This window comes from uncultured Streptococcus sp. (assembly GCF_902463925.1).
Lineage (GTDB): Bacteria > Bacillota > Bacilli > Lactobacillales > Streptococcaceae > Streptococcus.
Window position 1 is genome coordinate 1 of record NZ_CABQHE010000002.1, and the last position, 11,292, is coordinate 11,292.

The window sequence follows — 11,292 nt, forward strand, 5'->3', positions numbered from 1 at the left end:
TTTAAAAATTTAAAATATTTAAAGAAATCTTTTCTATTTTTGCTTGGTTTAACAATTTTTCAACTCTCAATTAACCTAATATTTAATTACTTGAACATAGATAATGTTAGTGGATTATTTGATTTGTCAATAAAGAATTATTTTGTAAATATATCGTTTCTGATATTGAATTATTTATTGATTATCGTATTCAAAAAAGGAGAAAAGATACAGAACGATAATGAGGAGATAATTTAATGATATGGAAGAAATAAAAATAAATTTAGATGAAGTGATTAAGTCTAGGAAGCTTACATCAAAAGAACTAGCTAAAAGAATTGATATAACTGAAGCAAACTTATCAATTTTGAAGACCGGAAAAGCCAAAGGGATACGATTTTCGACATTATTGAATATTTGTAGAGAACTTGATTGCCAACCCGGTGAAATTATTGAATATAAAAGGAGTAAAGATAATGAAGAATAAAAAAATATTAATGATTCTAGTTGGTTTTTTAGCATCAATAATACTTGTATCATGTGGTCTAGGAATTAGTGATACAGTACAAGATGTTACATCAGAAATTCATCAAGAAACTCCCAAAGAAGATACTGAAGATTTAGGAATAAAACAGGTATTAGAACAAAAAAACGGTGAAAATGTGGATATATCTACTAAAGATTTTACTGGCTATATTTACATAATGAGCACAAAAGAAAATATTGAATCGATTAGAAAATCAGAATTTAATATCAATAATGATTCTTTTCAAGATGTTAAAAAAGGGTCTGAGCATGATTTCAATATTAGTTATAATAGTAAGACATTTTTTTCGGTAAAACAGATAAAAGTTGAATCAGTTAGTTCAGTGAAGATTTCTTCAAATTATTCAGAAAATAATTTATTGGTTTTAAGAGAAGAAAAATGATAAGAAATAACTTTGACCTATATCAATCTTACAGTTAGTAATCAAAAAGGGCCTCAACTATTCCGAATAAATTATTCAGAATAGTTGAGAAACCCATAAAATTCAGGCTCTATAATTTCTGTAGTGGGTAAAACCACTGTAGAGATTATAGAGCTTTTTGAGTGTATACTCAAAAAGCTCTTGGAAGGTAAATTTCCGAGAGTTTTAATTTTTATTAGCCAAATAGACTCCAAGGACTACCAAGATTCCCGCTAAAATTTGTAACTGTGAAAAGGGCTCCCCAAGGAAGACTACGGCAGCTAGAATTGAGATAATTGTCGAAATACCGATGAAAGAAGCGGTTCGGTTAACTCCGATATTTGCGATAGCAAAATTTGAAAGGATATACCCTATAACACTACAGCCCAATCCTTGGTACAGGATGGTTATGGCGAACTTTGGATTACTCCAAGGGAGTGTTAAGAGCTCTTTCAAGTTACCTACTAGAAAGCAATGGCTTAGTGCAAAGACTCCAAATGTAAGGCAACCACTGGCTAACATAAAATAGGTAATTTCAAAGCTAGTGAATTGACTGGCTTTTTCAACGTCAACGCAATAAAGAGCATAGGAGACAACGGCTAAACCTAAAATGAAGTACCCGACAAGTGAGAAGTTGGTGGAGCCACCCGCAGCGAATACGGCAATGATGATACCGATGAGGGTTGTAGTGACACCTACCACTTGCCAACGACTTGGCCATTCTTTCAAAATAAGACTAGACATGATAAGTGCGACGACCGGAATGCAAGCGAGGAATGCTCCACTTTCAGAGGCAGTAGTCATACGAATTCCAATCGTTTCGCAGATAAAATAGATAATAGGATTAAGGATGGCGATACGTGTCAGAGGTCTGAGCTTTCTGCCGTTTATGACTACCCTATGTCTTCTTGCGAGAAGATAAAGGTTGACAAAGAAGAAGGCTGTGACAAAACGCCAAGAGATTAAAGCAAGGTCACTGACTTGTGCTGTAATCGATTTGGTAAAGATAAAACTGAGTCCAAAAAGGATCTCGCAGGCAGCTGCAGCCAAACATCCCAAGATAATTTTATGTCTCATTGTCTCACCCCCTGATTATGGATTTCCACACCTATTATAGCACTTTTAGATAGCGCTTTCGTTAATTTGAATCTAAAAAGATTAGCAGAATAGCTAGCCTATCTTATATTGGTTACCAATTGAGACCGTTCCGTTTGAGTCAACTTTGACATTTGTAATGTCTTGGCTTAAACAGCATTTTCACCATTTGTTTTGGCTGAATTACCATTTTCGCTGTTCAATTCAGACGAACTGTCTTTGTTGACTTTAACTGAGGTACTTGAGTCGTTAGAAGAAGAGTATTTTCTCACCTTACTTGATGATGAAGAAGATGAGTCAGTTTTGTCTTTGGAGTTACCACATGCTGCTAGGGTTAACAAGGCGAGAACTGAGACAGATGCTAAAGTTAATTTAGAAAATACTTTCATAATAATCTTCCTTTTTTATTAGTAAATTTAATTTAATGAAAACTCATCGAATTGAAAGCGATTCTATTTTTACCGAACTGTAAACTCTTGGTAAGATAGGTGTTGTATAAGACTAATCTGTTGAAAATTAAGAGGATGCCTTAAGGGTTATGATAGATATTTTAAAGCGTTCAGTTCGGTTGTTAGGCTTCTCTTTGTTATAATAAAAGAAACCAAATGTAGGTGCATTATGTATCAAACGACGATTAAAGTTGACAAACGCTATCATTCGCTTTCAGAGGGTTACGGAGTGTCTGTGGAACTCTTTGGATATACGGAAGATGGGAAGACACCTATGAGTTAGGTGAATATTGCTTTCGCCTCTTGCGTGACCATGTGTCTACTGAGTTATTTTTCCAATTATCAGGAAATAGAGGAGCTTGCAATTCAGGTTGACTCTAGCTATGAAGAAGCGGATATAGATGTTGATATCAGCTTAGTGAAATAAGCTTGTTATCCGTCGAGAAATTCGTGTTATACTAGTAGCTATAGACAACCTGTTTCACTTGTGGTGGAATGGGTATTGATAGGAGGGCTTGCTATGCAAGACAAACTACATGAAATCCGTGTGTTTGAGAATTTTCAAGAAGAACTATTTGAAACTGGGCATGTGATTGTCACAACTGAGGTCGTCGAGAAGTCCTTGAATTATTTTGGTAATGCTCATGGTGGTTATTTATTTACACTCTGTGATCAGGTGGCAGGACTTGTGGCACTTTCAACAGGGGACTACGCTGTGACTCTTCAGTCCAATATCAATTATTTAAAGGCAGGCCATTTGTCTGACCAACTCAAGATTGAAGGTCTTTGTGTGCATAATGGTAAAATGACCAAGGTGGTAGAAGTCCTCATTACTAATCAGGAGGAAAAAATTCTTACTAGAGCGACCTTTACCATGTATGTGACGGGCTCGGTTTCGGAGTAGAGAAGGGGTCTTATGTCAGATTTTCAAACTGTGGATGAGTTTGCAGTCTTTGTAAATGACTACCTGACACCAGACCAATTGAGTGTTCAGGAATATTCTTGTGCCTCTGATCAGCAGGAACGTTCTCTTCTTGTGACTCTTGACGATTATGATATGATGTGTTCTTAGCATGCCGTCTGAAATTTTTCTGGCTTACACAAGGTCTTTTTCAGTCTGTAATGGATTTGGGTAATAGTTTTTCTATAGATGTTGAAAGCCTGACTATGAAGGTACGACTTAGGGGACCAAGAACTCCTGTTTCAAGTGACTGGACTGGAGATGGTGGTTATTGATTTAACTGGCTCTCTTTATCGTTTAGTTGATGTCTCATTCAATGAGGAAGTCAAGCATTTCATCTACCTTTGTGAAGATTGGGTATTGGTTCCTATTGGCTCTGGAAATATTGAAAAAGAAGCATTTGTAGAAAAAATTTCCTATATACTGGCTGATGAGGTTCCAGTTGAGTTGACAAAGCTTAAAAAAGTGATACAAAAGCTATATTTGGTAACCGTTCGTCATGATGTGAAGGTTGTTTGAAAAGTTTTTTTGAGTTTTTCAGGGATGGCTTTTAATGGTGAGGAACTAGGTAAGCCAACAGATTTTCTCTGGCTACTTTTTTTTGGCAGAGTAAGATGATTTGGTTGTCCCAACCTATGGTATTCGTATCATTGATGGGAGTCGAAAGACTTATGTAACAGCCTTGGTTGGTGAGGACAATAGTCTGGAAATGATTGCTCTTGCGCTAGCTACTTGTGCGTTTTTTAAACTTAGAGGGCCTGCGACGGTGGCTGTTTGGGAGTGTTTTCATTATGCTAAGAAACATTTTGTGATGATTGATCAGCCTACTGTAGAGGTTTATCCACCAGGGAATCGTCAGGCTGAAGATTATGAAATGGAAATTTGGATTCCAATAAAGGAGGAAGTGGAGATGCGTTTGGACAAGTTTTTGGTGGACTGTGGTGTCGGGAGTCGTAGTCAAGTCAAGAACTTTCTGAAAAAGAAGCAAGTGACTGTAAATGGGCAGGTGGAAACATCACCTAAGACTCAGATTGATGAGAATAAAGACCGAATTGCTTACTTGGATCAGGAGTTGACACATGAGACCTTTGTTTACTATCTCTTAAATAAGCCTCAGGGTGTTATCTCGGCAACGGAGGATGCTCGTCATAAGACTGTGCTCGATTTACTGGATGACACAGCAAGACATAAGCAGGTTTTTCCAGTTGGTCGCTTGGATATTGATACTCATGGTCTCCTTCTATTGACCAATAATGGAGACTTAGCCCACGCTATGCTATCACCCAAGAAGCATGTGGACAAGATTTATCAGGCGAAGGTGGCTGGTATCATGGATCAGGAGGATATCCTGGCTTTTGAAAAAGGGATTGAACTCAAAGACCACACCTGCCAACCAGCTAAACTAGAGATAATATCTGTAGATAGTGTTGCTGGGACTAGCTTGGTTCAGATTACCATTGCTGAAGGGAAATTTCATCAGGTTAAGCGGATGGTAGCTGCATGTGGCAAGGAAGTGACAGAGTTACAACGTCTTAGTATGGGGCCATTAAGCTTGCCAGATGATTTAGACCTAGGTGCTTGGCGACGTCTTACGGAGGAGGAGTTGGAAGCTCTAGACGTTTTTGGAATTCCTTTGTCTTAAGCTAGTTAAGAGTTGCTAAATGAGTATTTTTTTGTTACTATTATTGTGAAATAATAGAAGAAAAAACGAGGTATATTCAAGTGGCATTTGGAGATAACGGACCACGTAAGAAATCATTTTTTGAACGCCTAACAGTATTGGTCGTTTTGATTATGCTATTAGTAACAGTTGGGGCATTGATTTTCCAAGCAGTCTCAGCTGTCCTTTAAGACGCTATCAAGCGTTTTTTTGTGTATGTCGGAAATTCTTTGGTTTGAGATTGAATTAGAACACGGCATACAAATAAGAAAGAGAGAAATATAGATGAGTATGTTTTTAGATACAGCCAAGATTAGTGTCTCAGCTGGTCGTGGTGGAGACGGAATGGTTGCCTTCCGTCGTGAGAAATATGTACCCAATGGCGGTCCTTGGGGCGGTGACGGTGGTAAGGGTGGCTCAGTCATTTTCAAAGTTGACGAAGGCTTGCGTACCCTTATGGATTTCCGTTATAACCGTAAATTCAAGGCTAAGAATGGCGAAAAAGGGATGACGAAGGGAATGCATGGTCGAGGAGCTGAGGACCTTATCGTTAGCATTCCGCCTGGTACGACAGTGCGTGACGCTGAAACAGGTAAGGTGATTACTGACATGGTCGAGGATGGCCAAGAGTTTGTCATTGCTCACGGTGGACGTGGTGGACGTGGGAATATCCGTTTTGCGACACCTCGTAACCCTGCTCCTGAAATCGCTGAAAATGGTGAACCAGGTGAAGAGCGTGAACTTCAATTGGAATTGAAGATTTTGGCGGATGTTGGTTTGGTTGGTTTCCCATCTGTTGGTAAATCAACGATTCTCAGCGTAGTAACAGCAGCAAAACCAAAGATTGGTGCCTATCACTTTACGACAATTGTTCCTAACTTGGGGATGGTTCGTACGAAGTCAGGTGAGAGCTTTGCCATGGCCGACCTTCCAGGATTGATTGAAGGTGCTAGCCAGGGGGTTGGTTTGGGAACACAGTTCCTCCGCCACATCGAGCGTACACGTGTTATCCTTCATGTTATTGATATGTCAGCAAGTGAAGGGCGTGATCCTTACGAGGATTATCTTCAAATTAACAAAGAGTTGGAAACTTACAACTTGCGCTTGATGGAACGTCCACAAATTATTGTTGCAAATAAGATGGATATGCCTGAGGCTGAGGAAAACTTAAAAGAGTTTAAGGAAAAATTGGCTGCTAATTATGATGAGTTTGATGAGTTGCCACAAATTTTCCCAATTTCAAGTTTGGCTCACCAAGGTTTGGAAAATCTTTTGGAAGCTACTGCAGAGTTGCTTGATGAGACAGATGAATTCTTGCTCTATAGCGAAGACGATATGGAACAAGAAGAAGTTTACTACGGCTTTAACGAGGATGAACGTCCATTTGAAATTAGCCGTGATGACGATGCTTCATGGGTACTTTCTGGTGAGAAACTTGAAAAACTCTTTGTCATGACTAACATGGAACGTGACGAATCGATCATGAAATTTGCGCGTCAATTGCGTGGTATGGGAGTTGATGAAGCGCTTCGTGAACGTGGTGCTAAAGATGGCGACATCGTTCGTATCGGTAATTTTGAGTTTGAGTTTGTAGATTGACGTTGAAAGACTCTCTAAGTGTTGAAGCACTTGATAGTCTACGGCAGCCGCTATGGCGGCCTGCCAAGCAACCTCACTAACTATGTGAAGTCGGCGAATTTAAAAAATATTGAAATAAGAGGTTTACAATGGGAGATAAACCAATATCCTTCAGGGATAAAGATGGAAACTTTGTTTCTGCGGCCGATGTTTGGAATCCAAAGAAACTTGAAGAACTCTTTACGCGCTTAAATCCTAACCGAAAACTCCGTCTTGAGCGTGAACGCTTGGCAAGGGAAGAAGCGGCAAAACACCCTGAACTAAATGAAGAAACAGAGCAAGTCTAGCACTTGCTCTGTTTTTCTTATCCAAAATGGTAATCAAAAACAGCTACTCTAGCAAGAGTAACTGTTTTGATAATTAGGCGTTTAGAACCTTGTCCAAGAATTCTTTCAAACGTGGGTGTTGTGGGTTATCGAAGATTTGATCTGGTGTCCCATCTTCGAGGAATTCACCGTCTGCAGTAAAGATGACGCGGTTGGCAACTTGACGGGCAAATCCCATTTCGTGAGTAACGATAATCATGGTCATCCCTTGTTCTGCCAATTCTTTCATAACGTTAAGAACGTCTCCGACCATCTCAGGGTCAAGGGCAGAAGTGGGTTCGTCAAAGAGCATGATGTCAGGATTCATTGCTAAACCACGCGCAATTGCCACACGTTGTTTTTGTCCACCTGATAGGCTATCTGGTGTAGCATCAGCTTTGTCAGAAAGTCCGACACGGTCTAGAAGATCCATAGCTAATTTATCAGCTTCTTCTTTAGTCATGCGTCCAAGTTCAACTGGTGCGAATGTCACATTTTCAAGGACGGTCATGTGTGGGAAGAGGTTGAAATGTTGGAAAACCATCCCGATATTTTCACGGGCTTTGTCAAGGTTTGTCTTAGGATCTGATAATTCATATCCATCAACGACTACTTTACCAGAAGTTACTGTTTCAAGTAGGTTAAGCGTACGAAGGAAGGTTGATTTACCTGAACCTGAAGGGCCGATGATACATACAACGTCACCTTCGTAGAATTTGGCGTCAATGCCTTTAAGGACTTCATTGTCGCCGTATGATTTGTGCAGGTCCTGCACATCGATTTTCAATTCAGCCATTATTTAAGTCTCTTTTCTAGTCGTTTAGCCAATTTCGTCAAGCATGTGATGATGACCAAGTAAAGGATGGCCAAAATCGCATACATACGGAATGATTGGTAGTTACGAGCAATGATGATTTTACCAGTTTGGAAGAGTTCAACCAAACCGATAGCTGATACGATAGTCGTATCTTTCAATGAGATAACAAATTGGTTGATGAAGTTTGGCAACATCAAGCGAACAGCCTGTGGCAAGATAACCTTACGCATTGTTGTATTGTAAGGGACACCCAAGCTTCGGCTTGCTTCCATTTGACCAATTGGTACAGCTTCGATACCACCACGCACAATTTCGGCAATGTAAGCACCGCCGTTAAGTGAGAGGGCGATAGTCGCTGCCACAAAGTCATTGATTGGTGACTGGTGACCAGTGATATTTTCAATCAAGTTCGGAATACCCCAGTAGATGAAGGCTGCAACAATCATCAATGGGATACCACGAACCACGTCAACAAAGACTTGCGAAATCACGCGGAGTGTCTTGTTTGGTGCAACTGCCATCATACCGAAGATAACACCGATAATCATGGCAATAGCAAATGAAAGAAGGGTCAATCCAAGGGTAATTCCAAGACCTTGGAGAAGTTGTTTGTAGTTGTTTTTAATCAAGCCTACGATGGTTGTTTCATCGGTAGCTTTTTTTGAGCTTCCTTCTTTTGATTTGTTGTTATCGAGGTATTTATTGATAATCTTATCGTAAGTACCATCTTTAACGATAGCAGCCAAACCATTGTTGAACATCTCAATCAACTCAGGATTAGCACCTTTTTTAACAGCAAAGCCGACATCACCAGTAGCAATACCTTCAATTGGTGTTGTAAAGTTACGCCCTTGTTGGATAGCGTATAGAAGAACGGCTTCATCATCCATAAGAGCATCGATTGAACCAGAGTTCAAGCTGTCATACATAGTAGAAGCTTCATCGTAAGCACGGACAGTAAAGCCATATTCACCAGCATGGTCTTCCAACCATGAGTAAGATGACGTACCGTTTTTAGCTCCTACAGTCTTACCTTTGAGATCCTTATAAGATTTAATCTTACTTCCTTTAGCTACAGCCAAACGAATGTTTGATGTGTAGTAAGAATCTGAGAAGTCAAAGATTTGTTTACGAGCATCAGTGATGGTCATACCAGCCAATACAGCATCAGCTTGGCTAGATTGTACAGCATTAAGTGATGCATCGAAACCAGGGTTTGTCAATTTGACATTGAAACCTTGGTTTTTAGCAATGGCATTGATGATATCGACATCGATACCTACATATTTACCTGAACCATTTTGGTATTCAAATGGAGCAAAAGATGAGTCCATTGAGATAGTGTAGGTTTCCTTAGCAGGAGTAGCTTTTGCGTTAGCATCACCAGTCAATTTAAGATCTGCTGAAGGTTTTGATGAAGAAGATTTTTCTGAATCACCCAACCATTTGTTCATGATTTTGTCGTAGGTGCCGTCTTTCTTCATTTCCTTAAGAGCTTCGTTAAAGTCTTTGATAAGCTTCTCGTGTTTTCCGCCTTTTTTAACAGCAAAAGCGAAGCTACCGATAGATTCAGGCTTGATGTTGATAGCGTAGTCTTTTCCTTGACCAATAGCGTATTTAACAACTGGTGTGTCGTCCATAGCTGCGTCAACAGAACCTGAATCCAAGCTGTTGTTCATCAAGTCGCTAGTGTCAAAAGTTTTAACTGTGAAACCATATTTGCTAGCGTTTTTATCGAGCCAAGTTTGAGCAGCGGTACCATTTTTAACACCGACTGTTTTACCTTTCAATTGTTTGTAGTCGCTGACTTTGTCGCTGCTACGTGTGTAGATAACAATTGAAGTGTCGTAATAAGTGTCTGAGAAAGTGAAGACCTTCTTACGTGCGTCGGTAACAGTAGTACCGGCCATTAGGGCGTCTGCTTGGCCTGATTGAACAGCGTTAACGGCTGCATCGAAACCAGGAAAGGTTTGGTTAACATCCCAATTTTTACGTTTGGCAACTTCGTTGATGATATCAACGTCGATACCTTTATAGGTCTGATCAGAATCTTTGAATTCAAATGGGGCATAGGCTGTGTCTGAAACGACTGAAATTGTTTCAGCAGATACCTTAGCTCCGAAAACAAAGAAAACTGACATGGCACTCAAGAAGAGTGTCAGAAGTTTTTTCTTCATTATAAAAAGTCTCCTTTATAAAATACCCTCCTATTTTATCAAAAAAAGGTCTTGTTATCAAACTTCTAGGAGTTTGATGTTAGGAAATGTGACAAAGTTCGTTAGCTATGAGAGCTATCTGAGAAGAAGTTGACAAGCTTGTGTCAATTAGTTACACTGTAATCGAATACATGTAAGATTTGTTACAGGAGCTAAAAAATGAAGAAACGAGTGCTTGAGAAATATACCAGCAGATATGATAAAGTTCCAAGTTGGCTGATGATTATGTTGTCTTGTTTTATTGCCTTTGGTTATGTCCTCATAGGTGGAGTTCTATCAGGGATTGTTGTGGGAATTCCAATGGCTATTGTTCTTTCATTCTTGATGTTTAATGGCAACATTCAGTTCCAGGATATAAATACGATTTCCTATAAGATGTTTTCAAACATGTATTTTCAGTTGGGAACATTTGCCTTTACTGCCTTAGCTATCTTTTTCTGGGTTAAAGTTGTTGAAAAACGTCCCATTCGTACACTTGGATTTTTCAAGGGTTATATTTGGTTGAACTTGCTTAAGGGCTGGGGATTTGGGACTCTACTCTTGTTAGTGAGTTTCCTTGGGACTTATTTGCTTGGAGGGTTAGAATTTGTAAAAGTAGACTCTTCTCAGAGAACCGTCTTATATATACTTTCCCTAATACCTTTCTGGTTTATCCAAGGCGGAACCGAGGAACTGGTGACACGTGGTTGGTTACTTCAGACGGTGACTAATAAATTGAACCTTTCCTGGGGAATTGCTATCTCAAGTTCTTTCTTTTCAATATTACACCTAGGAAATCAAGGTGTTACAGCCTTGTCTCTTATCAGTATTGTTCTAGTAGGGATTCTCATGGCTCTTTACATGCTCAAGACAGATAATATCTGGGGTGTCGCTGCCCTTCACGGTGCTTGGAACTTTGCGCAAGGGAATCTAGTTGGCGTGGCAGTTAGTGGACAGAATGCAGGCGGCAGCTTATTGAACTTTCAGGCTAGGTCAGGCGTGCCTGATTGGTTGTCAGGAGGAGCTTTTGGTCTAGAAGGAAGTCTCGTTACCTGTCTCGTTCTCCTAGTAGGGATTATCATCCTTCGTCTACAATTGAAAAAAGAAAATTTTCAAGGCTGAGTTCAAAGACTCGGTCTTTTTACTTCTGTGTTAAAATAGAAGAAAGTTTGGAAAAGGGGAAATAATGATAGTAAAACACGACCGAGAAATTACTAAGATGCAAATAGTTGCAGGCCTCATTTTT

The 11,292-nt window shown here is 39.6% G+C and carries 14 protein-coding genes; 10 read left to right on the forward strand and 4 right to left on the reverse strand.

Features of this window, described 5'->3' with window-relative positions; all coding sequences use genetic code 11:
- Positions 1 to 241 precede the first annotated feature (241 nt).
- The gene (locus tag RDY04_RS01770) at positions 242 to 466 is read left to right on the forward strand and encodes a helix-turn-helix transcriptional regulator (protein WP_117647129.1); all 225 of its coding nucleotides are present in this window, start codon (positions 242 to 244) and stop codon (positions 464 to 466) included.
- Positions 456 to 908: a hypothetical protein gene (locus tag RDY04_RS01775; protein WP_303951521.1), complete on the forward strand. Its 453-nt coding sequence runs from the start codon at positions 456 to 458 to the stop codon at positions 906 to 908. Before RDY04_RS01770 ends, RDY04_RS01775 begins: the two co-directional genes overlap by 11 nt.
- A gap of 204 nt (positions 909 to 1,112) precedes the next feature.
- Here RDY04_RS01775 and RDY04_RS01780 read toward each other — a convergent pair whose 3' ends face one another.
- Both RDY04_RS01780 and RDY04_RS01785 read right to left on the reverse strand, forming a co-directional pair.
- On the reverse strand, positions 1,113 to 2,003 hold the full coding sequence (locus RDY04_RS01780) for a DMT family transporter (protein ID WP_303951523.1): 891 nt from the start codon (positions 2,001 to 2,003) through the stop codon (positions 1,113 to 1,115).
- A gap of 167 nt (positions 2,004 to 2,170) precedes the next feature.
- The gene (locus RDY04_RS01785; RefSeq protein WP_303951526.1) at positions 2,171 to 2,410 is read right to left on the reverse strand and encodes a hypothetical protein; all 240 of its coding nucleotides are present in this window, start codon (positions 2,408 to 2,410) and stop codon (positions 2,171 to 2,173) included.
- A 580-nt stretch (positions 2,411 to 2,990) separates the two neighbouring features.
- Here RDY04_RS01785 and RDY04_RS01790 point away from each other — a divergent pair.
- The 7 genes from RDY04_RS01790 to RDY04_RS01820 all read left to right on the forward strand — a co-directional run bounded on the left by RDY04_RS01790 (position 2,991) and on the right by RDY04_RS01820 (position 7,016).
- On the forward strand, positions 2,991 to 3,374 hold the full coding sequence (locus RDY04_RS01790; RefSeq protein WP_048788082.1) for a PaaI family thioesterase: 384 nt from the start codon (positions 2,991 to 2,993) through the stop codon (positions 3,372 to 3,374).
- Positions 3,375 to 3,386: 12 nt separating this feature from the next.
- On the forward strand, positions 3,387 to 3,542 hold the full coding sequence (locus RDY04_RS01795) for a hypothetical protein (protein WP_295495237.1): 156 nt from the start codon (positions 3,387 to 3,389) through the stop codon (positions 3,540 to 3,542).
- A 135-nt stretch (positions 3,543 to 3,677) separates the two neighbouring features.
- Complete coding sequence (locus tag RDY04_RS01800; RefSeq protein ID WP_303951529.1) at positions 3,678 to 3,950, forward strand: hypothetical protein; 273 nt, start codon at positions 3,678 to 3,680, stop codon at positions 3,948 to 3,950.
- Positions 3,951 to 4,341: 391 nt separating this feature from the next.
- Positions 4,342 to 5,073: a pseudouridine synthase gene (locus tag RDY04_RS01805; protein WP_303951690.1), complete on the forward strand. Its 732-nt coding sequence runs from the start codon at positions 4,342 to 4,344 to the stop codon at positions 5,071 to 5,073.
- Between the two features lie 80 nt (positions 5,074 to 5,153).
- A complete protein-coding gene (locus RDY04_RS01810; protein WP_295495247.1) occupies positions 5,154 to 5,282 on the forward strand; it encodes a DUF4044 domain-containing protein in 129 nt (42 codons plus the stop codon).
- Positions 5,283 to 5,376: 94 nt separating this feature from the next.
- A complete protein-coding gene (gene obgE / locus RDY04_RS01815; RefSeq protein WP_295495250.1) occupies positions 5,377 to 6,690 on the forward strand; it encodes a GTPase ObgE in 1,314 nt (437 codons plus the stop codon).
- 128 nt (positions 6,691 to 6,818) lie between these two features.
- Positions 6,819 to 7,016 (forward strand): hypothetical protein, encoded by a 198-nt coding sequence (locus RDY04_RS01820; protein ID WP_002884415.1) that lies wholly within the window; start codon positions 6,819 to 6,821, stop codon positions 7,014 to 7,016.
- Between the two features lie 73 nt (positions 7,017 to 7,089).
- On the opposite strand, the gene RDY04_RS01825 is transcribed toward RDY04_RS01820, so the two are convergent.
- Complete coding sequence (locus RDY04_RS01825; protein WP_247918730.1) at positions 7,090 to 7,830, reverse strand: amino acid ABC transporter ATP-binding protein; 741 nt, start codon at positions 7,828 to 7,830, stop codon at positions 7,090 to 7,092.
- Positions 7,830 to 10,028: an ABC transporter substrate-binding protein/permease gene (locus RDY04_RS01830; RefSeq protein WP_303951536.1), complete on the reverse strand. Its 2,199-nt coding sequence runs from the start codon at positions 10,026 to 10,028 to the stop codon at positions 7,830 to 7,832. The genes RDY04_RS01825 and RDY04_RS01830 overlap by 1 nt, the downstream gene beginning before the upstream one ends.
- A gap of 198 nt (positions 10,029 to 10,226) precedes the next feature.
- On the opposite strand from RDY04_RS01830, the gene RDY04_RS01835 reads away from it, so the two are divergent.
- A complete protein-coding gene (locus RDY04_RS01835; RefSeq protein ID WP_303951539.1) occupies positions 10,227 to 11,168 on the forward strand; it encodes a CPBP family intramembrane glutamic endopeptidase in 942 nt (313 codons plus the stop codon).
- Positions 11,169 to 11,292 lie beyond the last annotated feature (124 nt).